Annotated in this window: 18 protein-coding genes; 5 read left to right on the top strand and 13 right to left on the bottom strand. The window is 68.9% G+C overall.

Going from position 1 to position 22,364, the window contains the following annotated elements:
* Positions 1–4: 4 nt before the first annotated feature.
* On the bottom strand, positions 5–3,067 hold the full coding sequence (locus RMO97_RS13280; protein WP_310541532.1) for a YdbH domain-containing protein: 3,063 nt from the start codon (positions 3,065–3,067) through the stop codon (positions 5–7).
* A 94-nt stretch (positions 3,068–3,161) separates the two neighbouring features.
* Positions 3,162–3,938 carry an SDR family oxidoreductase gene (locus RMO97_RS13275; protein WP_310541531.1) on the bottom strand — a complete coding sequence of 259 codons (777 nt, stop codon included), beginning with the start codon at positions 3,936–3,938 and terminating at the stop codon, positions 3,162–3,164.
* 173 nt (positions 3,939–4,111) lie between these two features.
* On the opposite strand from RMO97_RS13275, the gene RMO97_RS13270 reads away from it, so the two are divergent.
* From RMO97_RS13270 to RMO97_RS13260, 3 genes are all read left to right on the top strand, one after another.
* Positions 4,112–6,193, top strand: a complete 2,082-nt coding sequence (locus tag RMO97_RS13270; protein WP_310541530.1) for a 3-hydroxyacyl-CoA dehydrogenase NAD-binding domain-containing protein — start codon at positions 4,112–4,114, stop codon at positions 6,191–6,193.
* Positions 6,194–6,355: 162 nt separating this feature from the next.
* On the top strand, positions 6,356–7,558 hold the full coding sequence (locus tag RMO97_RS13265; RefSeq protein ID WP_310541529.1) for an acetyl-CoA C-acyltransferase: 1,203 nt from the start codon (positions 6,356–6,358) through the stop codon (positions 7,556–7,558).
* A gap of 107 nt (positions 7,559–7,665) precedes the next feature.
* A complete protein-coding gene (locus tag RMO97_RS13260) occupies positions 7,666–8,727 on the top strand; it encodes a GDSL-type esterase/lipase family protein (protein WP_310541528.1) in 1,062 nt (353 codons plus the stop codon).
* Here RMO97_RS13260 and RMO97_RS13255 read toward each other — a convergent pair.
* From RMO97_RS13255 to ybaK, 10 genes are all read right to left on the bottom strand, one after another.
* Positions 8,724–9,152, bottom strand: a complete 429-nt coding sequence (locus tag RMO97_RS13255; protein WP_310541544.1) for a D-arabinono-1,4-lactone oxidase — start codon at positions 9,150–9,152, stop codon at positions 8,724–8,726. The two genes, RMO97_RS13260 and RMO97_RS13255, sit on opposite strands and share 4 nt — an antisense overlap.
* Complete coding sequence (locus RMO97_RS13250) at positions 9,153–10,118, bottom strand: FAD-binding protein (protein ID WP_310541527.1); 966 nt, start codon at positions 10,116–10,118, stop codon at positions 9,153–9,155. It abuts the gene before it with no gap.
* Complete coding sequence (locus RMO97_RS13245) at positions 10,115–10,462, bottom strand: c-type cytochrome (protein ID WP_310541526.1); 348 nt, start codon at positions 10,460–10,462, stop codon at positions 10,115–10,117. Before RMO97_RS13245 ends, RMO97_RS13250 begins: the two co-directional genes overlap by 4 nt.
* A 25-nt stretch (positions 10,463–10,487) precedes the next feature.
* Positions 10,488–11,264, bottom strand: a complete 777-nt coding sequence (locus RMO97_RS13240) for an alpha/beta hydrolase (protein WP_310541525.1) — start codon at positions 11,262–11,264, stop codon at positions 10,488–10,490.
* An 11-nt stretch (positions 11,265–11,275) separates the two neighbouring features.
* Positions 11,276–12,547: an LLM class flavin-dependent oxidoreductase gene (locus tag RMO97_RS13235; RefSeq protein ID WP_310541524.1), complete on the bottom strand. Its 1,272-nt coding sequence runs from the start codon at positions 12,545–12,547 to the stop codon at positions 11,276–11,278.
* A gap of 91 nt (positions 12,548–12,638) precedes the next feature.
* Entirely contained in the window at positions 12,639–13,328 is a 690-nt protein-coding gene (locus RMO97_RS13230; RefSeq protein WP_310541523.1) for an SGNH/GDSL hydrolase family protein, read from the bottom strand.
* A gap of 27 nt (positions 13,329–13,355) precedes the next feature.
* Positions 13,356–14,147, bottom strand: a complete 792-nt coding sequence (locus RMO97_RS13225) for a hypothetical protein (protein ID WP_310541522.1) — start codon at positions 14,145–14,147, stop codon at positions 13,356–13,358.
* Positions 14,148–14,170: 23 nt separating this feature from the next.
* Positions 14,171–15,631: an autotransporter outer membrane beta-barrel domain-containing protein gene (locus RMO97_RS13220; protein WP_310541521.1), complete on the bottom strand. Its 1,461-nt coding sequence runs from the start codon at positions 15,629–15,631 to the stop codon at positions 14,171–14,173.
* A 134-nt stretch (positions 15,632–15,765) separates the two neighbouring features.
* On the bottom strand, positions 15,766–17,466 hold the full coding sequence (locus tag RMO97_RS13215; protein WP_310541520.1) for a LuxR C-terminal-related transcriptional regulator: 1,701 nt from the start codon (positions 17,464–17,466) through the stop codon (positions 15,766–15,768).
* A 65-nt stretch (positions 17,467–17,531) separates the two neighbouring features.
* A complete protein-coding gene (ybaK, locus tag RMO97_RS13210; protein ID WP_310541519.1) occupies positions 17,532–18,008 on the bottom strand; it encodes a Cys-tRNA(Pro) deacylase in 477 nt (158 codons plus the stop codon).
* Positions 18,009–18,058: 50 nt separating this feature from the next.
* Between ybaK and RMO97_RS13205 the strand changes: the two genes are divergently transcribed.
* Positions 18,059–18,700 carry a hypothetical protein gene (locus RMO97_RS13205; RefSeq protein ID WP_310541518.1) on the top strand — a complete coding sequence of 214 codons (642 nt, stop codon included), beginning with the start codon at positions 18,059–18,061 and terminating at the stop codon, positions 18,698–18,700.
* 59 nt (positions 18,701–18,759) lie between these two features.
* Positions 18,760–19,452 carry a hypothetical protein gene (locus RMO97_RS13200; RefSeq protein ID WP_310541517.1) on the top strand — a complete coding sequence of 231 codons (693 nt, stop codon included), beginning with the start codon at positions 18,760–18,762 and terminating at the stop codon, positions 19,450–19,452.
* A gap of 56 nt (positions 19,453–19,508) precedes the next feature.
* Here RMO97_RS13200 and RMO97_RS13195 read toward each other — a convergent pair whose 3' ends face one another.
* A complete protein-coding gene (locus tag RMO97_RS13195) occupies positions 19,509–22,298 on the bottom strand; it encodes a PAS domain S-box protein (RefSeq protein ID WP_310541516.1) in 2,790 nt (929 codons plus the stop codon).
* Positions 22,299–22,364: the final 66 nt, after the last annotated feature.

The raw sequence follows: 22,364 nt of genomic DNA, 5'->3' as shown, positions 1-22,364 counted from the left end.
CACCTCATGGGATGGGTTTCGCAGGGCTGGGCTGAACGGCGTCTGAACCGCGAAGCTTCTGGTACTCGGCGAAGTCGCCCAGCAGTTGATCGAGGTTGAGGGTTGAGTCCAGGGTCAGATCGACCTTGGTCCCTGACGGCAGGGGCAGCTTCCGGGTGAGGAAACTGCGGGTGATGATCTCCTGCGGGGTCAGCCAGATCTCCTGGTGGGTCGGCGGGGCGTTCTCGCCCTTGATGTGGAACAGGATGCCGAGGCGGCCCTTGGGCAGGCTGTTGATGGAGGCGTCCAGGCTCTGGAAGGCCAGGTTCTCCATGGCCTGATAGGCGAAGTCGGTGAAGGTGTCGGTGGTGGGCGGCGGGGTCTTGTCCCCCAGCGGCCCCGCGGCCACCGCGCCCTCGGCCGCGACCCCGGTAAGCGCCTCGCGGCGGATGGAGAGGCGGCCGGGACCGATGGCGCGCAACTGCCCGCCCGCGACCCGCACCCCCTCTGGGGTCACCGTGAAGGGGATGGTCCCACTGGCTCTGGCGGTGAGGTCCACCCGGTCGGCGAAGGGCGAGGCCTCCACCAAGTCCGACAGTTGGACGTTGGTGAAATCCACGACGCCCTTCCAGGACTGGCCGCCGGCCAAAGGCAGGCTGAAGGGCTGCAGACGCACCTTGCCGCCGCCCACGGCCAGGTCGAGACCAGCCACATTCACGGCCTCGTCGGCGATGCCGAAGGTGACCCCGGCGTCGGTGAGGCCCGACAGGGCTTCGATCCGCTGCGCCTTCAGGGTCTGGCCCGGAGCGGCCGTGAGCGGCGCGAGACTGGTGAAGGTGATCTGGCCCGCCAGGCCGCTGACCTGGCCTGCCGGACTGCGGAAATCGAGGTACGGGATGTCGAGCACCCCGCCGCTGGTGGCGCCGGCCCTGGTCCAGGCGACCTGGCCCTGGAAGCGGGCCTGGCCCATGGCCGGCGAGGCCACCAGGGCGGCGCGGGGCGAGAGGGCGGCGGGCTGCAGTCCGTCCTCGGCGAAGGTGAGGGTTCCGGTGTCGAAGGTCAGAGCGCCGCCACCGACCGCCCCGTCGTGGCGCAGGACGCCCCGGCCAAGCGGGCGCCCGGCCGTGTCGGTGACACCGATGTCAGCGGACCAGGCCTCGCCGTTGACGCGGGCCTGGGCGGTGGCCCGGACCGGGTTGAAGCGAAGGTCTGAACTGGTGTCCGCCACGGCCCCCGCGCTGAGCGCTAGGTCGCCGGTGAGCCGGCCATTGACGGCGCCCAGGTCGAGCTCGCCCGCACCCTGGCTGACCGCCGCCTGCAGGAAGGGAACTGTCGCCGACAGGGCCTCGGCCCCGGCGCGGATGCGCCAGTCGCCCTTGGCCAGGGTGAACAGGGGCGCGCCGGTCGGGCAGAGCTGGGCCGAAATGGCCTCCACGTCATTGGCGCCCAGGTCAAGGCGGCCGGTGACCGTCGCGCAACGGGCCGCGGCGAAGGCGATGGCGCCATTGGCGACCCGCAGCTCGCCCTGCGCCTGGATCACGCCGTCCCGCACCGGCCCGATGCCGGTCTTGGCCTTGATCGAAGTCTGGGCGGTAAGACCGCCGGGCGCCAGGCGATAGCGATCCACGGCGAGGTCGGCCTGGGGCAGACCGCCTCCGGCCACGGCCAGATGCAGGGCGCCGCCGCCGCCCGCGTAGATGGGGCCAGCGCCCTGCGCCCCGATCGTGGCCAGGCCGCCCGCCGTGGGACGCACAGTCAGGGGCGATGTGAGGGCCAGGCGGAGGCCGCCCTTCCCGGCCATGACGGAGAGACCACGGGTCTCGGCGTCGAAGCTACGGGCGGCGCGCTTCAGGGCGGCGATCTCCGGCGCGTCGCTGGCGGTGGCCGCGCCGAGCCCGGACCAGTCGCCGTGGGTCGCCACCGCGCCGGCCAGGGCCAGATCGCCCCCCGTGGCCGCCAGCACCGCCGAGCCGCGCAGGGCGCCCGACAGCCGGGTCAGGGCGAGCTTGTCGTGGGTCAGGCCCTCGGCGTTGACCCGCGCGGCCAGGCTGGCCGCCACCCGGTCGCCGCCGCGCCGGGTCCAGTTGAGGCCGCCGACATTGGCTGTCATCCGCAGGCCGCGCACCTGGGCGCCGGCGAGGTCGGCGCGAGCCGCCCCCAGGACGGCCGTCCCGTCCCCAGTGACCGCCAAGGTGTCGATCCAGCCGGTCGCCTGGCCGTTGAAGGTCGCCTCCAGGCTGGCGTCCCGCAGCCGGGTCGGGCCATAGGCCAAAGACTGGGCGTTGATCGTCAGGCTCTGGGTCAGGGCGCCGTCGCCGCGCTTGCGCTTGAGGTCGGGATAGGCGGTGCGGGCGGTCAGGCGGACCTTGGCCTCCTGGGCGGTGATCTGGCCGAGCTTCAGGTCGCGCACCGTGGTCTCCAGGACCGATGCCACCTGGTCGCCCACGGTCACCAGGTGCAGCTGGCCCGGGCCCAGCCGCACGGAGCGGTCGGGGCCTTTCAGTGCGGCGGGCGCGAAGGTGGCGTCCAGGCGCAGCAGGCGGCCATTGTCGAGTTGAGCGCTGGCCCGGGCCAGGAGCGGGCCGTAGTCGGTGTCCAGACGCAGGCGGGCGTCCTCCACCACGATCTTGGGCTGGCGGGCGTCGGGGCGCGGCGGGCGTTTTCGCAGGGCGTCGATGAGCGGGTCCAGGGTCCCGAGGCTCAGCCGCCCATCCTTCCAGCGACCCTTGATGACCGGGCGGACCAAGCGAACCGAGGTGACCGTGGCGCCGAAGGGCTTGCCCGCCCACCAGCCGGTGAGGCCGTAGCGGACCTCGGCGACCTGAGCCGTCAGGTCGGGGTGGGCGGCGGGGCCGATGCGCAGGGTCCCGGTGAATCCCCCGGGGCCGAAGGTGGAGAAGGCGACCTGGCTCTCCACCCCGTGCGACCGCAGCCAGCCGGTGAGCGCCTCGCGGGCGATGGCGCGGCGGCCGGCATAGGCGGCGGCCGTGACCAGCGCCACGGCGACCGCGATCAGCACCAGGACGTTGCGCCAGGTTCGCCGCGTCGCCTTGTCGGCGGCCAGGGGAAGGATCTCGGGGTCGGTCAAGGCGCGCCGTTGCTGCGACTGGGGGGCCCAGTCTTAGCGCAAAAACGGCGAAGGCGAGGCCGTTCCCCGCGGCGGCGGGAAACGGCCGGCTTTCTTAAAGGCCGCCGAGGGTGGCGAGCGCCACGCCGCCGTCGACGGCGATGGTTTCGCCCACCACGTAGTCGCCAGCGCGGCTGGCAAGGTAGATGGCGGCCGCCGCCATGTCCTCGTCGCGGCCGATGCGACGCGAGGGGATGCGCTTGGCGATGATGTCGCCTTCGTCGCGAGCCACGCGGTTCATCTCCGAGGCGAAGGCGCCGGGCGCGATGCCGGTGACGTTGATGCTGTCGCTGATCAGGGTCGCGGCCATCCGGCGGGTCAGGTAGATCAGGCCTGACTTGGACGCGTGATAGGAATAGGTCTCCTGCGGATTGAGGCGGATGCCGTCGATCGAGCAGATGTTGATCACCTTGGCCGGCTGTTCGTGGCTGGCGGCGGCCTTGAGCGCGCCGTGCAGAGCCTGGGTCAGGAAGAAGGGCGACTTCAGGTTCAGGTTCATCACCTTGTCCCAGCCGCTCTCCGGGAACTCGTCGAAGGGCGCGCCCCAGGCGGCGCCGGCGTTGTTCACCAGGATGTCGAGCTTGGGTTCATGCTCGGCGAAGCGCTTGGCGAGCGCCTGGCAGCCCTCCACTGTGGAGACATCCTGCGGCAGGGAGATGCAGTTCTCCCCCAGCTCGGCGGCGGTCTCGTCGCAGGCGCCAGGCTTGCGCGAGGAGATGTAGACCTTGGCGCCCTGCTCGATGAAGCCGGCGGCGATCATCTTGCCGATCCCGCGCGAGCCGCCGGTGACGAGGGCCACGCGGCCCTTCAATGAGAACAAATCCAGAGCCATCAGGCGCTTCCCTTTTTGATCGTTGAAGCTTGGTCTTAGACCCGGGTTTCCGTCACGAAAACCCTACGCACATTTGACTCGCGCGCCGCGCGACGGGCCTGTAACAAACGTTTGAATCTCTCCAGCCGCCCAGCCTAGAGGCGGCCCTGAAACGCCAGACCGAGGATGCGCCCATGACCGCCGTCAACGCCGTGACCGACCTCACGCTGGAGGGCGACGTCGCCGTCATCACCCTCAATTCCCCGCCGGTGAACGCGCTGTCGGCCGCCGTGCGCCAGGGGCTGTTCGAGGGCTTCAAGGCCGCCATCGCCGATCCGGCCGCTAAGGCCATCGTGTTGATCTGCGAAGGCCGCACCTTCATCGCCGGCGCCGACATCACCGAGTTCGGCTCGGCCATGGCCGACCCGCAGCTAGCCGACGTGCAGGACATGATGGAGAGCTCCACCAAGCCGGTGGTGGCCGCCATTCACGGCACCGTCCTGGGCGGCGGGCTGGAGATCGCGCTCTGCGCCCACTACCGCGTCGCCGTCCCGTCGGCGAAGTTCGGCCTGCCCGAGGTGAACCTCGGCCTGCTGCCGGGCGCCGGCGGCACCCAGCGCCTGCCCCGGGTGGTCGGTCCCGAACGCGCCCTGGAGATGATGACCAGCGGCCGCCATGTACCGGCCAAGGAAGCCCTCTCCGGCGGCCTGACGGACGAACTGGTGGAGGAAGGCCAACTGAAGGCCGGCGCCCTCGCCTTCGCCGGCAAGGTGGCGGCCGAGGGCCGTCCTCTCACCAAGATCCGCGACCAGAACGCCAAGGTCGAGGCCGCCCGGGGCAAGCCCGAGATCTTCGCCGATTTCCGCAAGGCCAATGCGCGCAAGTTCCGCGGCTTCCTGGCGGCGGAATACAACATCCAGTGCATCGAGGCGGCGGTGAACCTGCCCTTCGACGAGGGCATGAAGGTCGAGCGCAAGCTGTTCAACGAGCTGATGGCCGGCAGTCAATCGGTGGCCCAACGCTACACCTTCTTCGCCGAGCGCGAGGCCCAGAAGATTCCGGGCATCGCCAACGACACCCCGCTGATCCCCATCAAGAAGGTGGGTGTGATCGGCGCCGGCACCATGGGCGGCGGCATCGCCATGAACTTCGCCAACGCCGGCATCCCGGTGGTGATCGTCGAGCAGAAGCAGGAGCCCCTGGACAAGGGCCTCGGCATCATCCGCAAGAACTATGAGCGCACCGCCTCCCGCGGCGGCATCACGGCGGCCCAGGTCGAGGAGCGCTGCGCCCTGATCACCGGTTCGCTGTCGATGGAAGAGAGCTTCGCCGACGTTGACCTGGTGATCGAGGCGGTCTTCGAGCGGATGGATATCAAGAAGGACATCTTCGCCAAGCTGGACGCCATCTGCAAACCCGGCGCGATCCTGGCCACCAACACCTCGGGCCTGAACATCGACGAGATCGCCTCGGTGACCCAGCGTCCCGAGAGCGTCATCGGCCTGCATTTCTTCTCGCCGGCCAATGTCATGAAGCTGCTGGAGATCGTCCGCGCCGACCACACCTCCGACAGCGTCATCGCGACATCGATGAAGCTGGCCAAGCAGATCGGCAAGACCGCCGTCCTGGTGGGGGTCTGCCCCGGCTTCGTCGGCAACCGCATCCTGGGCCAGCGCCAGCGCGAAGCCCAGAAGCTGGTGATGGAAGGGGCCATGCCCTGGGACATCGACCGCGTGCTGTATGACTTCGGCTTCCCCATGGGCCCCTTCGCCATGAGCGACCTGGCCGGCCTCGACATCGGTTGGGTGAAGGAGCGCTCCAAGGGCGAGAGCATCCGCGACGTGCTCTGCGAAGCCGACCGCCGCGGTCAGAAGACCGGCGCCGGCTATTACGACTACGACGAAAACCGCGTCGCCAAGCCAAGCCCCTTCACCGAGAAGGTGATCAACGACTTCATCGTCAAGTCGGGCGCCAACCCGCGCAAGATCAGCGACGAGGAGATCCTGGAACGCTGCATCTTCCCGATGATCAACGAGGGCGTGAAGATCCTTGAGGAGAATAAGGCCATCCGGTCTTCGGACATCGATGTGGTCTGGCAGAACGGCTACGGCTGGCCGGTCTATCGCGGCGGCCCGATGTGGTACGGCGACCAGGTCGGCCCCGACAAGGTGCTGGCCAAGATGCAGGACTTCCAGGCCAAGATGGGCGACGACTTCAAGCCCTCGCCGCTGCTGGAAAAGCTGGTGGCCGACGGCAAGAAGTTCTCCGACCTCTAGACTTTCACCGCTCATCCCGGCGAAAGCCGGGACCCAGCTTCATCAACCGAATTCAGGCAGCCATACAAAGACCGAGCTCTACGATCTGGGCCCCGGCCGTCGCCGGGGTGAGCGGATTGAGGGCCGGTCTCCCACCCTCCTCCGAAACCAAAGGATCTCTTCATGCGTGAAGCCGTCATCGTCTCCACCGCCCGCACGCCGATCGGCAAGGCCTATCGCGGCGCGTTCAACAACACCTCCGGCGCCGAACTGGGCGGCCACGTGATCGCCGAGGCGGTCAAGCGCGCCGGCATCGATCCGGCCACGGTCGACGACGTGGTGATGGGCGCGGCCCTGCAGCAGGGCTCCACCGGCAACAACATCGCCCGCCAGGCGGCCCTGCGCGCCGGCCTGCCCAACACCGTCTCGGGCATGACGCTGGACCGCCAGTGCTCCTCGGGCCTGATGGGCATCGCCACGGCCGCCAAGTACATCCTCAACGACGGCGCCAATGTCGCCATCGGCGGCGGTCTGGAAAGCATCTCTCTGGTTCAGAACGACAAGATGAACCGCTACCGCACCAGCGATGCGTGGCTGAACGAGCACGTTCCGGAAATCCACACCTCGATGATCGAGACCGCCGAGATCGTGGCCGAGCGCTACAACGTCTCGCGCGAAGCGCAGGACGAGTACGCCTACCAGTCCCAGCAGCGCACCGCTCAGGCCCAGGCCGACGGCCGGTTCGACGCCGAGATCGCGCCGCTGACCTCGATCATGATGGTGCAGAACAAGGAGACCGGCGAGTTCTCCGAAAAGGAAGTCCGCCTGACCCAGGACGAGGGCAACCGCCCGCAGACCACGCTCGCCGACCTGCAGAAGCTGGCCCCGGTGTTCAAGGGCGGCCAGATCATCAAGGAAGGCAAGTACGTCACCGCCGGCAACGCCAGCCAGTTGTCGGACGGCGCCGCCGCCGTGGTGCTGATGGAGCGGAAGGAAGCCGAGCGTCTGGGCCTGACCCCGCTGGGCGCTTATCGCGGCATGGCGGTGGCCGGCTGCGGACCGGAAGAAATGGGCATCGGCCCGGTCTTCGCGATCCCCAAGCTGCTGGAACGTAACGGCCTGACCATCGACGACATCGACATGTGGGAGCTGAACGAAGCGTTCGGTTCGCAGGTCGTCTATTGCCGCGACAAGCTCGGCATCGATCCCGCCAAGTACAACATCAGCGGCGGCGCCATCTCCATCGGCCACCCCTACGGCATGACCGGCGCCCGGGCGACCGGCCACATCCTGCACGAGGGCAAGCGCCGCGGTTACAAGTACGGCGTCGTCACCATGTGCGTCGGCGGCGGCATGGGCGCTGCGGGCCTGTTCGAGATCTTCTAGGGTTTCGACCGCTTCTAAGTTCGACGAAGGGCCGTCCGCGAGGGCGGCCCTTTTTCGTTGCTCCACCCGCACCGCCCAGCAAGATGGAGAGAACAACGGAGCGCTCCATGCAAGCCATCCCCCTGCCCATCATCGAAACCCTGCTGGACGGCCAGATCGATATCCGTAGGCGTCCGGGGTCGATCCAGCCGATGCGGCTGCCGGTGGCGGAATTGCCGTTCTATGACGCCTTCACCCAGTGGGTGGGGTCCTGCGCCACGGGGTGCCGGTTGCGGTTCTCCACCGACAGCAACCGCGTGAAGCTGACCGCCACCCAGCATCTGATGGCCCAGCCCAATGACGGCGAGCGGCGGGGCGCCTACGACCTCTATGTGGATGGCGGGTTCTTCGCGCGCGGCTGGGGCGAGGGCGGTGCGGAGATGAATCCGCAGGGCGGTCTGACCGGCGAGGCGGCCCTGGCCATCGCCTTCGACGGGCTCCCGGCCGGAGAGAAGACCGTTGAGCTCTACCTGCCCCAGGCGGCGACGGTGGCCATCACCGGCCTTGAACTGGAGGTTGGCGCGAGCCTGGGGGCGGTCCCGGACAGTCGGCCGCGCATCCTGTTCCACGGCAGCTCCATCACCCACGGCATGGAGGCCGAGGGCGCGACAGCCAACTGGCCCGCCGTGGCCAGCCGGCTGGCCAACCTCGATCACCTCAATCTGGGCTGGGCCGGGTCCTGCCTGCTCAGTGGCCTGGCGGCGCGGATCATCCGCGACCAGCGGGCCGACGCCATCGTCCTGAAGCTGGGGATCAACGTCCACACCGACGGCCAGCTGAAGGAGCGAAATTTCCTCGACGCAGCGCATTCGATGATCTCGATCATCCGCGAGAAGCATCCCACCACGCCGCTGCTGATCGTCTCGCCGATCTGGTCGCCGCCCCGCGAGACCGCCGGCGACGGGCCCAGCCTGCAGCGGATGCGCCAACTTCTGCAGACCGTGGTGGCTGCCCGGGTCAAGACCGGCGACACCGCCATCCGCTATCTCGACGGCCTGGAGCTGTTCGGCCCCGCCGACGCGGCCCTGCTACCCGACGACCTGCACCCCAACACCGAGGGCTACCGGCTGATGGGCGAGCGGTTCTACCGGCTGGCGCTGAGCGGTGACGGGGCGCTTCTCCGCGCCTAGGCCTCGAGCAGTTCGCGCAGGTAGGGGTTCAGCATGCGGCCCTGCGGGTCCAGGCGGCGGCGGACGGACTGGAAGGCCTCCCAGTCGGGATAGAGCCTGGCCAGTTGCGGGGCCTTGAGGCTGTGCAGCTTGCCCCAGTGGGGGCGGCCGCCGTGCTTCAGGAAGATCGGCTGGATAAGGTCGAACAGGAACCGGTAGTCGTCCTTGTAGTAGCAGTGGACGGCCACCGAGCCCCTGGGCCCGCCATTGAACGGCGAGAGCCAGGCGTCGTCGGCGGCGATGCGGCGCGCCTCGATGGGGAAGAAGACGTCCTTGCGGTGCGTCTCTATGGCCGCCATCACCGCCTTCAGCGCCGCCAGCTGGGTCTCCGGCGGCAGGTGGAACTCCATCTCATTGAAGCGCACCGGGCGTTCGGTGGAGAGCAGCTACCAGCCCTCGCCCACCGCCTCTTCCGGCTTGGTGGACCCCAGCAGGGCCTTGGCCGCGGCCTTGCGCAGGGGAGTGGAGAAGCCCAGCAGGTTGCGCAGCTGCTTGAGGGCCTCGAGAAAGGCGTCGTCGCTGGAGGGGGCCGGCGGGGTGGCCGGCAGGTCGGTCTCATCGTGGGTGATATTGGCCGCCAGGTCAGTGAAGGGGACGGCGTAGAATTCGTAGTTCCGGTGCTTGGCCCAGCGGTCCTCGCACCTTGCGATGGTGTCGGCGAGCGGCTCAATCCAGACGTGGCGGTGCAGGCGCCGGTTGGCCGAGGTTTGCAGCCGCACCTGGGTGATGACGCCAAGCGCCCCCATCGAGACCCGCGCGGCGTGGAAGATCTCGGCGTTGTGGGTGGCGTCGCACTCCAGCACCTCGCCCGAGACCGTGGCCAGCCGCAGGGCGGTGATGTCGCCGTGGAGGGCCTTGAGGTTGGTGCCCGTCCCGTGGGTGCCCGTGCCGATGGCGCCGCCCAGGGACTGCTTGTTGATATCGGGCAGGTTGGGCATGGCGCGGCCCTTGGCGGCCAGGGCCGGGCCCAGGGCCCCGAGCCGTGTGCCGGTCCAGACCACGGCCTCGTCGCCCTCCCAACGTTCGATCCCCGCCATCTGGTCCAGGGTCATCAGCGTCCCGGAGGTGGGGACCAGGGCGGTGAAGGAGTGGCCGGCCCCCACCGGGCGGATGGGAGCGGGGGCGGTCCTCAGGGCCTGCGCCAGCTCGACCTCGGACTTCGGCGCGCTGCGGAGGCCGGGATAGGCGCTCTGGGTCCCCGACCAATTGCGCCACAGCATCTTGCCTTGCGGATCGACGCTGGGCGGGGCGGCGGGTTCGGGCTTCTCGCGGATGGCCAGGGCGACACCGCCGCCGCCCACCACCACGACACCGGCGGCCCCCGCCAGCAGGGCCTTGCGGCGGCTGATCATGACGGCTCTCCCTCACGGTCGGCGATGAAGCGGATGAGGGCTTTGAAGTCTTGCGGTGTACAGGCGGCGCACTGGCCGCCGGCGGGCATGGCGCGGTAGCCCTGGACCACGTGATCGAGCAGCACGGCCTCGCCTTGATGCCAGCGCGGAACCCAGGCGCGGGCGTCGTGAGTCAGGGGCGCCCCGGCGGCGGGGTTCACGTGGCAGGCCTTGCAGGAGCTCTCATAGAGCTGGGCCAGGCGCGGGTCGGCGGGGGCGAGGCTGGCATAGTCGGCGGGCGGCCCGGCCGGCTTGGCGCAGGCGGCGAGGCTCACCAGCACGGCAAGCGTCAACAGGTGTTTCAAGCGTCCCTCCCCCAAGGCGCGGCGGTCAGCCCAGCCGACCCACCGCCTCGACCACCTGGGCGGTCTTCTCGAGGATGACCATGTGGCCGGCCTCGGGGATGGAGACCAGCTCGGCGCCCGCGATGCCCTTCTTGAAGCCGTGGGCGTAGAAGGGCGGAACCATGCGGTCGGAGTCGCCCCAGACGACCACGGTCCTGGCCTTGATCCGGTACAGGCGCTGCGACAGGCCGCGCTCCGGGATCGGGAACAGGATGCGGCCGGCCATGCCCAGCTGGCGGGCGTTGGTCACCAGATAGGTCTGCAGGAAGTTGGGGTCCTCGACATTGCGCCCCGCCGTCAGTATGGCCGCGCCGGCCTCAGCATCATGGAACAGGTACTTCGGCATCTCGTAGGGCATCAGCGAAAACATGTCGGCCACTGGGTGGTCGTCGTGCCAGAGACCCGCCGGACAGATCAGCGCCAGGCGGCTGACGTCATTGGGCTGGGTGGCTGCCATCTCCGCGGCGATCATGCCGCCCATGGAGTGGCCCACGAGGATCGGGTCCTTCAGGCCCAGGGCCTCGACGACGTCCCAGCTGTGCTGGGTGAAATCCAGCATGTCGCGGATCTCGCCGCACTCCTCGCTGTCGCCGTAGCCGGGGATCAGCGGGGCGTAGACATGGTGCTTTTCAGAGAGCGCCTTGAGGAACGGGTCTTCGGCTGTGACGCCGCCCGCGCCATGCAGGAAAACGAGGTCAGGCCCGGAGCCGCCTTCGAGATAGCGAACCGGGACGTGGTGGGTCTGGACAGTCTTCAGTTCCATGATCGCCCCCGTCACGCGTAGGTCTTGGCGAGTTCGGCGCTGGTGGGCGCCTCCTTGCGCAGGCTGCCGGAGGTGACGCGATTGGCCAGCGGGCTGGTCCAGAAGCGGTTGTCGTCATCCCAGTCGGGGAACATGTTGCGCAGCTTGGGCATCACCTTCTCGGCGAACAGCTTGGTGGAGTACATGCACTTGTCGGCGGGCATGTTTCCCACGTGCATCAGGCAGAAGATGTTGCCGACGTTCAACCCCTTGATAAGTTCTTCCATCCGTTGACGGACGGTTTCCGGCGAACCGGCGATCACGTGGCCCTGCTCGGTCAGTTCTTTCCAGGTCAGCTGGGTGTAGCCGCCGCGCGGCGGGGCGTATTGCGAAAGCGCCCCGGTCTGGATGGTCTTGATGGTCCGGTACCCCGGCGCGTCGGCGAAGCCGGGATAGACGTGCAGACAGCGATTGTAGAAATAGCTGACGTGTTCGGAATAGAGCCGCTCGGCTTCTTCGTCCGTATCCGCCACCAGGATGGTCTGGGCGAAGCCGGCCCGGTAGGGGCTCTTGTCCACGCCGCGCTCGTCCACCCGCCGCCAGTAGCCGTCCATCAGGGCCTGGGCCCGCAGATAGCCGGAGAAGCTGAGGTACGAGTAGGAATAGGTGTTGTCGATGCAGAAGTCGTAGGTCTCCACCGAGCCGCCGCCGGGGATGTGGACCGGGGGGTGGGGGGCGTCCTGGATCGGGCGGGGCCAGATGTTGACGTGCCGCAGCTTGTTGTAGCGGCCGTTCCAGGCGAAGGGCTCGCGGGTGGTCCAGGCCTTGATGATCAGGTCATGGGCTTCCTGATACTTCTCGCGCGTCAGGGACGGGATCTGGCCGTAGCAGTAGTTGGTGTCCATCGACGTCCCCACCGGGAACCCCGCCACCAGACGCCCGCCCGAGATACAGTCCAGCATGGCGAACTCCTCGGCCACGCGGATCGGCGGATTATAGAGGGCGATGGAGTTGCCGAGGACGACGATGGCCGCGTCCTTTGTGCGGCGCGCCAGACCGGCGGCGATGATGTTGGGGCTGGGCATGATGCCGTAGCCGTTCTGGTGGTGCTCGTTCACCCCGACGCCGTCGAACCCCAGGGTGTCGGCATATTCCAGCAGGTCCATATAGGTGTTGTAGACCTCGTGGCTCTTGGCCGGATCGAACAACTTCTGGTCGATATCGACCCATACTGACCGGTTCTTCTCCCGGAAATCGTCCGGCAGATAGGGCCACGGCATCAGGTTGAACCAGGTGAACTTCATGGGCTCGTTCCTCCGCGCCGCCTCTGTCGGGCGGTCATGTGAACGACGATAACCCCATGAGGCCCGGCGCCTAGTCCCCGTTTTCGATCGGTCAGCCCTTACAGGCCCGTCCGGTCTTGGCCTCGTGCTCCACCACCTGGCGGACGACCTGCGTCCACAGGACATAGCCGGCCGGAGTCATGTGCAGGCCGTCGGCGACGAAGATGTCCTTGGGCGCGCCGGCCTCGAGCATGGCCGGGACCACGTCGACATAGTCGAGGTCGGGACGCTGGTCGGCCAGGGCCTTGATGGCGGCGTTCACCTGGCTTTGACTGGCAAGCTGGTCCCAGCGGGCCTTCGAGGGCTTGAGCGAGATGAAGTAGACCTTAGTGGCGCCCAGGGTCTTGTCCTTGCGGTCCAGGAAGGCCTGGAAGTCGGCCACCACCTGGTCGGGGGTGCGGCCGGCATTGAGGTCGTTCTCGCCGGCGTAGAAGAAGATGGCGCGGGGCCGGTAGGGCGTAACGACCTGGTCGAAATAGAGGGTGACGTCGGCGATTTGCGAGCCGCCGAAGCCGCGGTTGATGACGGGATGGGGGGCCATGTCCTGGTCCAGGGTCTTCCAGAAGCGGACGCTGGAGGAGCCGGTGAACAGGAAGCCGCAGGGCTTGGTCGGGGTCGTCTTGTCCAGTTCAGCGAAGCGGGCGATCTCGGGCGAGAACCGCGTCTCCGGCGGCGCGGCGGTGGCGGTGAGCGACAGCAGCGCGAGCGCCATGAGCGCACGGCGCGTGAACGACCTGGACATAGGCGAACTCCCTAATTTCGGGAGAGACTACTGAGCGGGCTCGGCCAGCGCCAGCAGGCGGTCAGTGCGTTTCGCCCAACAGCAGGTGTGCGTCTCGCGCCAGACAAGGACTGTTCCGCCAAGCCGGCGCGCGGCGGCCTCCCCCAGGGCCGGCGGCACGACCTGGTCGAAACGGCCGAGCACGTGGACCTGCACGACCCGGGGGTCGATGACGGCGGCGGCGGGATCAAGGGAGCCGGCCAACCGGCTCACGCCGTGCCAGTCGGCCCAGGCGGCGAGATCAAGCGGGGCGGCCAGGGTGACGAGGACGGCGACATCGGTGCGCCGGGCGGCCACCAGGGCGGCCATGGTCCCGCCGCCGGACCAGCCCACCAGCCGCAGGCGCGTGGCGCCGGAGCGGCGCTTCAGGTCATCGATGGCGAGGCTGGAGGCGGCGACCGCGCCCTCTGAATAGCGGCCGGTCGTCCAGTCGGACGACGTGCAGGCCGGGTCCTTCACATACTGGCAGGGACGTCCCAGCCAGGTCACCGGCCCCTGCGGCCAGGCCTGGGCGATACGAAACCCCAGAGGGTCCCTGGGCGTCGGGTCGGCGGACGGCTGGCCCTTGCGGTCATGGGCGTTTCCGTCGCCCTCGATCACCACGGTGAGTAGGTCGCCGGTGGGGGAAGCATCCTTCGAGGCGGCCGCAAGGATTCGGGTCCCCGCAACCACCTCGAAGGACCTCCAACCCTTGCCGGCGGGGCTGGCGCCGGCAGGGGCCGTCAGCAGGGAGACCAGCGCCAGGCCGAGGGCCGGAACAGACGCCAGTCTCCACCGCATCAGGGCTCTCTCCTCAGAGTCCTTTAGAAGGCCCGGCGCAGGGTGAGGCCGAAGCTGGTCTCCCCCTCGTTCTTCTTGCCGACCAGGGTCTGGATGTTGAAGGCCAGGGCCAGGTCGTCGGAGAGCGGGGCCGCGAAGCCCGCGCCGAGGTAGCCGTATTCCTTGTCCACGCCGGCCGGACCATCGGTCTGGCTGTTGAAGCTGGCGCTGACATAGGGAAGCCAGTTGGAGCCGGTGTAGATCAGCGCCGTCCCGGCCTGGGCGATGGTCAGGTCGGTGGAGTTACCGCCGATCGGGCGGCCGGCGTTGTCCAGATAGGCGTCGGTGTCGGAGGTCGAGGCGATGAGCCCCAGGCTGGGGGTCAGGACCCAGTCGGCGCCGAGGTCGACAGTCGTGCCGATGCTGACCGAACCGAACAGCTGGTTGCGGTCGGTCTCACCGAAGGTGCGCAGGGCGCCGGCGGTGCGGCCGTATTCGACCTTGTCGTTGGAGTAGCCCACCGTGCCGGTGATCTGGAAGGCGGGACCCGCCGACCAGGAGGCGTAGCCGCCGACGGTCCAGCCCTTGGTCTGGTAGTCGACCGCCGTGCCGTCCAACTGCATGGAGCCGTAGCCGACATAGGCGCCGAGCACGGTGCTGTCGAAGATCACGTCGCCGCCGATGGCGGCTGAGCCGCCCCAACCGTCCTGGGCCGAACCCGGGCGGCTGTCGTCGACATAGGACCCCGAGGCGTTGACCCAGAGGCCGGTCTGCGGCTCGAAGGCGCCGGCGTTAAGGCCCTTATAGACGCGGCCGTTGCGGGTCTGGGGACCGAGGCTGGAGGTCAGGCCGGCCAGGGACAGGCCCTGCAGGCGCTGGGCGACGAAGTTCTGCATGCTGGTGGCGTTCACCCGCGTGCCCACCAGGGCCAGAAACAGCTGGTCGGCCTCGACCTGGGTGATCAGGGCCTTTTCCGGCAGGGTCACGGTGACGATCGTGCCGTTGGAAGTCACGACAGTGGTGGTCCCCGGGGTCGCCGGCGTAGTGGGCGTGGTGGGGGTGGTCGGAGTGGTCGGTGTGGGAGTGGTCGGCGCGGGTGTGGTTGGCGCGGGCGTCGTCGGCGCGGGAGTCGTCGGCGTGGTGGGCGGGGTGGTGGCTGGGGCCTGGCCGAAAGCCACCGCACAGGCGCCCGATCCGCTGACCGCCTGGGTCACGGTGTTGACCACGCAGTTGAAGGCCTCGGTGGTCCCGCCGGTGGCGATAGTCCCGGTGTAGGAGATGCTGGTGGCGCTGGGCACCACGCTGGTGAACTTCACCGTCGCCGGGTTGGCCGCATAGGGGCCGCCCGAGATGCTGATGGTGATGTTGTTCAGGCCCGCGATCGTGGTGACGATGGTGGTGCCGTCGGGCAGGGTGATGGTGCTGCCGGCCTGGGCGGAGGCCGAGCCGGCCCCGAAGCCGAGGGCCAGCAGGAAGGCCGCGAAGGCGGCCGCGAGAAAGCGCATGTGGAGTATCCCCAAACTGGTGTGACTTACCGTCACGCTCCCTCGACCACGGGTGGTGGGGGCCCCGCATGATCCATCCGGACTATGCGGCGCGGTTTGTCGTGGGACTGTCCTTTTGGGGCCTCAGGACCGGGTCAGGTCCGCGCCAGCCAGGCCAGGGCCTCGGCCCAATGCTTGTAGGCCAGAAACCGGCCGATGCCCGGGAACACCCGCACCGTCTCGACATGGTCTCCCAGCCAGGCCTGGACCTCCTCCACCCCATTCATGGGATCCTGGTCGCCGTGCCAGAGGGTAATGGGGCTGGCGAGGTCGGAGAGATCGGGCCCTCCTGGCCTGGCCGCACAGCGGATGGAGTCAGCGGCGCCCCGGGCGCTGACCGCCACCGACTCGCGCGTGTAGTCGATGATGAAGTCCAGCAGCTCGGGGTGAGCCTTCAGATAGGCGGCGTCCCCCGGGGCGGAGGCCGCGGCGCGGGCGTAGCGCTCGAACTGCGCGCGGCTGAGGCTCAGCCGCATCATCTCGAAGATCATGTCCGACAGCCAGGGGTTGCGGTAGATGCGCCGCCAGAACAGGGTCAGCGTATGGCCGCGGTCGCGCTCCCGCTCCGCCTGCAGTCCAGGCGGACGCCCCGAGGCCAGCAGGATGCGGGAGACTGAATCCCCTAGCTGCACGGCCGCCTCCATGGCGTAGGCCGCCCCATCGGTGTTGGTGATGATCTGCAGGCCGTCGATCCCGAGGTGCCGGACGAGGGCCACGGAGTCGGCGGCGACAGTGGTGAAGCTGAAGTTCGGATGCGGGTCCGAGCGCCCTGATCCCGCACGCTCAGTGGCGATGAGCCGCAGACCCATGTCGCGCGCCAGGGTGTTGGTCCCACGCGGCAGCAGGCTGGAGGCGAGGTCCTGGGTGATCACCAGCACCGGACGTCCGGCCGGGTCGCCATAGTCGCGCCAGCCCAGGCGGCGGCCGTCGGTGAGCTTGAAGAGCTGGACCGGCGGCGCGGTCTCGGCGGCCCCGCGCTCGGTGGCGATGATGGCCCCGCCCACCCTGCGGGCCCCTCCACCTGGATCTTCGAAGGCCTGGGCCAGGGCGCCCAGCTGGGTGAGCGCACGCACCAGTTCGCTCTGCCGGTTCAGGCCCATCTTCTCGAACACCGCGCGCAACTGGTTGCGAACGGTGTTGAGGCTGACCGCCATGTCGTCAGCGGCCTCCTTGAGGCTGAGGCCGTCCTTCAGCCGCGCGGCCAGGCGGGTCTCGGCCGGGGTCAGGCCGAAGCTTTCGCGAACGCTGGCCCACAGGCGGTCGGTCGTCTCCAGCGCCGGGAAGACAATGGCGATGTCCCCCTCCCCGCGCGGCGAGGGCTGGGGCAGGGTGGCGACCAGGCCCGGCGGCAGGGCCGCGGCCGGGGTGACATAGGCGAAGTGCGGCCCTTCATCCTCCTCGTCGAGAAACTTGACGATCACCTGGCGGCCCCGTGTCTCGCGCAGGCGTTTGCGGGCCTGGGTCAGGGCCTCGTGGTTGGAGGGGTTGAGGAAGGAGAGGCCGCGGGCCTCGATCCGCCCCAGCCGGTGCTGGAACAGGCTCTCGCCAGCCCGGTTGCAGGCCACGGCCCCGCCGGCGCCGGAGACCACGATGACGCCGACATCTGCGCGCTCGCCCCCGCCCGCCGCGGCGCGAGCCAGGCTGGTCATGCCCTCCGTGGCGGGGCGCGCCTCGCCGTCCTGGGCCGGCACGTCCAGGGCCTCGATCACCTCTTCCCAGCGCTCGGGGTCGGCGGCGACGGCGTACATCGTCTCGATCACAAGGGCGATATTGGCCTTGGACTGGGCGGCGGACATTCGGGCCTTTGGGGGATGGGACCGGGAAGATCAGCTTACACGGCGGAGGCCGAACGCAAGCGTCCCTATTCCGAGATGATCGACGCCACCTTTGCGTTCAGGACCGCGACGAGGTCGGCGGGGGCCAGTTCCGCCTGCAATCCCCGCTGGCCGCCATTGATGAAGACTCGGTCCTGCAGGAGGGCGGCCTCGTCCACCACCGTCGGGACCAGCCGCTTCTGGCCGAAGGGGCTGACCCCGCCGACCCGGTAGCCGGTGAGCCGCTCGGCGTCGGCGGGTTTCATCATCGCGGCGGTCTTGCCGCCGAACACCGCGGCCAGTTTCTTCATCGAGACCTCCTGGTCCGAGGCCAGCACCGCGCAGACGGGCTTGCCCTCCACCTGGGCCATCAGGGTCTTAAGCACCCGGGCCGGATCGGCCCCCAGGCTCTCGGCGGCCTGCAATCCCACGCGGCCCGCGTCGGGGTCATAGTCATAGGTGTGCAGGGTGAAGGCGACCCCGGCCTTGCCGAGCGCCTGGGTCGCGGAAGTTGTCTTGGCCATGGTGCGCAAGCTAGCTGGACGGGGCGGGCTTGAGAATGCGAGACGAGGCCATGCGCATGCTTCTCGTCCTGCTGATCGCCCTTTCGGCTTTGCCTGCGACCGCAAAGGAGGTCCCCGACAGGTACGGGGATTTCATGGGAGTTTTGAACCAGGTTCACGGGCTCAACAGCGAGCTGCTCAGCCGCGATAGCGCGACGGCGACCCTTCAGAATTGGTGCGACGCCCACGGACCGGGCGGCGGCGTCCGGATCATGGCGCGGCGGATCAGTGGCGCCGATAAGCCGGCCGGCAGGGCCGAGCGGCGCGACCTGAAGGTGGGGCGCAAGGCGGTGGTGGCCTATCGCCGGGTCGAGCTGGTCTGCGGCGACAAGGTGCTGTCGGAGGCCGACAACTGGTATCTGCCCGGGCGCCTCACCCCGGAAATGAACGCCGCCCTGACCGGGACCCAAACGCCGTTTGGGGTGGTGGTGAAACAGCTCAACTTCCGGCGACGGACCTTGTCATCAGAGCCGTTGCCTGGCTGGATGGCGCAGGTTGGACGGGGCAGTTCCGCCGCGCCGACCAGACCCGGCTTCCTAGTCCTCCCGCACGAAATCCTGCGCCACAGAGCGGTGCTGACCACACCGGACGGCGTACCCTTCAGCCTCGTTGTGGAGTCCTATACCGACGCGCTCATCGTCAGCCCGCCCTAAACCTTCCAAGGCCACGCTTGTTGGCCTAGGGTGGTGGTCCACAACGGGGAGTGGCGACCATGAAGGCGGTGGTTTTGAGTGTTCTCGCGGCGGCGATCCTGGCGGGCGGGGCGCCGGCCCTGGCCCAGGTCTCGATCCCCAACACCGAGAAGCTGAACGTGCAGCCCAAGCGGGTGAAGGGCCTGCTGCTGGGCATCGGCTACGAGATGGGGGAGTACTCCGGCCAGGTGAAGGCCGTGAGCCAGCAGACCCGGGCGCTGGGCATGTTCTCCAGCGACCTGGCCAAGACCACCTTCACGATCGCCTCGCCGCGCCTGACGACGCCGATGACCGTGAGCTGCGAGGGCGGCCAGAACCGGCTCGGCTTCAGCTGGATCGACTTCAAGCGCAATGATCTGGCCTATGTCTGCAACTTCGCGGGCGGGCCGCCGGACGCCTCCTTCGCCCTGGTGCTGAGCGACGGCAAGTTCATGGAGAAGCTGTACCAGCCGCAGCGGGCCGCGGAGATCCGCTATGGCGGCGTCACCCTGCGCGCCAAGACCAAGAAGCTCGCCGGCTCCATGCCGCTGGCCTCCACCAGCTCGCTTTCCTACGTGCTCCTGAAGGGGGACCAGGAGGTGGGCGCGGTGTCCCGCACCACGCTCAAGGGGACGGTCTATCTGCCGGTCCAGGGCTCGCCCGATCGCGATGCGGCCGCCGCCATGGCGCTGGCCCTGTTCTTCTTCAACGATCCCGGCACGCAGTCGCGCTGACTTAGCTGGAGCGTGATGCGGGCGGAAAACCGGTTCCCACTTTTCGTCATCCCGCTCTAGCGTTCTATCATCTCGCGGATCTTGGCGGCGAGCTGGTCCAGGGCGAAGGGCTTGGTGATCATCTCCATCTCGGGGTCGAGGAAGCCCGAGCGGACAGCGGCGTTCTCGGCGTAGCCGGTGACGAACAGCACCTTCAGGCCAGGGCGATGCTGGCGGCCGATCTCGGCCACCTGCCGGCCGTTCAGGCCCGGCAGGCCGACATCGGAGACCATCAGGTCGATCCGCTGGTCTGACTCCAGGATCGGCAGGGCGGCCGGCCCATCGTGGGCCTCGATGGCGGCGTAGCCGAGCTCCGACAGCACCTCCACCACCAGCAGGCGCACGGCGGGGTCATCCTCCACCACCAGCACGGTCTCGCCGGCCCCGCGCGCCAGGTCCAGGCGGGCCTGGTTGGCCGCGTCGACAGGCGCCTCGCCGGTGAAGCGCGGCAGGTAGAGCCGCACCGTCGAGCCCTGGCCCACCTGGCTGTAGATGCGGGCGTGGCCGCCGGACTGCCGGGCGAAGCCGTAGATCATCGACAGGCCAAGGCCGGTTCCCTGGCCGATGGGCTTGGTGGTGAAGAAGGGATCGAAGGCCTTGGCGATCACCTCGGGCGTCATGCCGACACCGGTGTCGGTGACCGACAGCACCGTGTAGTCGCCGGGCTTCAGGTCCTCGTGGCGCGAGGTGTAGCTGAGGTCGAGGTGGGTGTTGGCGGTCTCGATGGTGAGCCTGCCGCCGCCGGGCATGGCGTCGCGGGCGTTGATGGCCAGGTTGAGGACCGCGTTCTCCAGCTGGCCTGAATCCCCGAAGGCCAGCCAGGCGTCGGGGTCGAGCGCGATGGCCAGCTCCACCTGCTCCCCAAGCGTCCGGCGGAGCAGATCGCCCATGGAGTCCACCAGGCCGTTGACGTCGACGGCCTTGGGATCCAGCGACTGTCGCCGCGCGAAGGCCAGCAGACGGTGGGTCAGGGCCGCGGCGCGGCCGGCCGAGGTGGTGGCGGCCTCCATGAACCGGCCGAGGTCGGACAGGCGGCCGTCGTCGATGCGCCTCTGGATCATGTCCAGGGAGCCGATGATGCCCGTGAGAAGATTGTTGAAGTCATGGGCGATGCCGCCGGTGAGCTGGCCGACGGCCTCCATCTTCTGGGCCTGGCGCAAGGCCTCCTCGGTCTCGCGCAGGCGGGCCTGGGCCTCCTTGTCGGCGGTGATGTCGCGGGCCACGCAATAGATCAGCCCCGCGTCGGCGACCGCGGTCCAGGACAGCCAGCGATAGCCGCCGTCCCTGTGCTGGAAGCGGTTCTCGAAGCGAAGGGTTGGTTCGCCCCCGGCGATGTTGGCCACCTCCGCCCGGCTGCGGTCGCGGTCCTCGGGATGCTGCAGCCACTCGGTGGTGCGGCCGGCGAGGTCGGCCTCCGACCATCCAAGGATCGTGATCCAGGCGGGGTTGGCGCTGAGCACCAGGCCCGCACTGTCGGTGACCAGCAGCAGGTCGCGGCTGACGTTCCAGATGCGGTCGCGCTCGCGGGTGCGGGTCTCGACCTCCTCCTCCAGGGCCTGCTGGTGGCTGGCCTGGACCTCCCGGGCCTCGACGATCTCCTCCACCTCGGCGGCAGCCCCGACCCAGCGGGTGATGACGCCGGCGTCGTCGCGCACCGGCAGGCCGCGCACGAGGAACCAGTGGTAGGCCCCGTCATGGCGGCGCAGACGGAACTCGACGTTGTAGGGATCGCCGGTGGCGACGCAGGTGGTCCAGATCCCGGCCACCCGCGCCACATCGGCGGGATGGATGGCGTTCAGCCAGCCGTCAGCCACGGTCTGGTCCAGGCTGAGACCCGAATAGGCCAGCCACTGCTGGGTCGCATAGTTGAGAGCTCCGTCGGGAAGGGCGCTCCAGGCGAACCCCGGCATGGTCTCGGTCAGGGTGCGGAACTGCTCCTCGCTTTCGCGCAGGGCAGCCTCGGCGAGCTTCCTGTCGGTGATGTCGAAGCTGACGCCGATATAGCGGGGCGGACGGTCGCCCTCGGCGGGCAGCACCTCCCCACGCCGGCCCAGCCAACGGACCTCGCCGGTGTCGGGACGAGTGATGCGGTACTCGGAATATTCCAGGGGATTGCCGCCGCCCGCCAGGCGCGCGGGGCCGGTGACACCGCGGTCATCAGAGGTCACGAGGCTGACCAGCAGGTCCTGGGTGACCTCAACCTCGGGACCCAAACCCCAGATCCGGCGGTATTCATCGGAGACGTCGAGGCGGCCCGTCTCGGGATACCACTCGAAGGCGCCCACCCGGCCGGCTCGCTGGGCGATCTGCAGGCGCTCGTCGGCCCGCACCCGCTCGGTGATGTCGAAGACAATGGCCAGGACGCCCGCGGGCTGGCCGCTCTCGTCCAGCACCGGGCTGTAGTCGAGATCGAGGAAGACCTCCTCCGGCGCGCCGTGGCGATGCAGCACCAGGCTGGTCTTGCGGTAGGCTAGCGTGCCGCCGGCCAAGCCGACCCTCATGACATTGGCGTTGAAGTCGGCGACCTCTGGCCAGCCCTCCAGCACCCTGGAGCCCAGCAGGGCGGGATGGCGGCCGCCGGCGAAGACCGAATAGCCGTCGTTATAGATCATCACCCCCTCGGGGCCCCAGAGCATGACAATGGGAACGGGGGACTGCAGCAGGATGTCTGTGGCGGTCTTCAGGCTCTGCGGCCAGGTCGATATGGGACCCAGGCTGGTGGCGCCCCAGTCGAACGCGCGGATCAGGGCTCCGGTCTCGCCGCCGCCCCTTGGCCACTCCGTCCCGGGAAGATCGCGCGAGCTCATGCGCGGCGCCTGCTCAGCCACAATGGAAGTTCCCCTGAAGGGTCCTCAACGCCCAAGCTCGGCAAT

Origin of the sequence: Phenylobacterium sp., from assembly GCF_031425575.1 — a bacterium.
GTDB lineage: Bacteria > Pseudomonadota > Alphaproteobacteria > Caulobacterales > Caulobacteraceae > Phenylobacterium.
Note: the sequence above shows the minus strand (reverse complement) of the source record. Positions and strands in the feature narration are given on the sequence as shown.

Excerpts from the sequence above, each read along its gene's own strand:
- RMO97_RS13275 (WP_310541531.1), bottom strand. The coding sequence starts at position 3,938 with ATGGCTCTGGATTTGTTCTCATTGAAGGGCCGCGTGGCCCTCGTCACC.
- RMO97_RS13270 (WP_310541530.1), top strand. The coding sequence starts at position 4,112 with ATGACCGCCGTCAACGCCGTGACCGACCTCACGCTGGAGGGCGACGTC.
- RMO97_RS13265 (WP_310541529.1), top strand. The coding sequence starts at position 6,356 with ATGCGTGAAGCCGTCATCGTCTCCACCGCCCGCACGCCGATCGGCAAG.
- RMO97_RS13260 (WP_310541528.1), top strand. The coding sequence starts at position 7,666 with ATGCAAGCCATCCCCCTGCCCATCATCGAAACCCTGCTGGACGGCCAG.
- RMO97_RS13250 (WP_310541527.1), bottom strand. The coding sequence starts at position 10,118 with ATGATCAGCCGCCGCAAGGCCCTGCTGGCGGGGGCCGCCGGTGTCGTG.
- RMO97_RS13240 (WP_310541525.1), bottom strand. The coding sequence starts at position 11,264 with ATGGAACTGAAGACTGTCCAGACCCACCACGTCCCGGTTCGCTATCTC.
- RMO97_RS13235 (WP_310541524.1), bottom strand. The coding sequence starts at position 12,547 with ATGAAGTTCACCTGGTTCAACCTGATGCCGTGGCCCTATCTGCCGGAC.
- RMO97_RS13230 (WP_310541523.1), bottom strand. The coding sequence starts at position 13,328 with ATGTCCAGGTCGTTCACGCGCCGTGCGCTCATGGCGCTCGCGCTGCTG.
- RMO97_RS13225 (WP_310541522.1), bottom strand. The coding sequence starts at position 14,147 with ATGCGGTGGAGACTGGCGTCTGTTCCGGCCCTCGGCCTGGCGCTGGTC.
- RMO97_RS13220 (WP_310541521.1), bottom strand. The coding sequence starts at position 15,631 with ATGCGCTTTCTCGCGGCCGCCTTCGCGGCCTTCCTGCTGGCCCTCGGC.
- RMO97_RS13215 (WP_310541520.1), bottom strand. The coding sequence starts at position 17,466 with ATGTCCGCCGCCCAGTCCAAGGCCAATATCGCCCTTGTGATCGAGACG.
- ybaK (WP_310541519.1), bottom strand. The coding sequence starts at position 18,008 with ATGGCCAAGACAACTTCCGCGACCCAGGCGCTCGGCAAGGCCGGGGTC.
- RMO97_RS13205 (WP_310541518.1), top strand. The coding sequence starts at position 18,059 with ATGCGCATGCTTCTCGTCCTGCTGATCGCCCTTTCGGCTTTGCCTGCG.
- RMO97_RS13200 (WP_310541517.1), top strand. The coding sequence starts at position 18,760 with ATGAAGGCGGTGGTTTTGAGTGTTCTCGCGGCGGCGATCCTGGCGGGC.
- RMO97_RS13195 (WP_310541516.1), bottom strand. The coding sequence starts at position 22,298 with ATGAGCTCGCGCGATCTTCCCGGGACGGAGTGGCCAAGGGGCGGCGGC.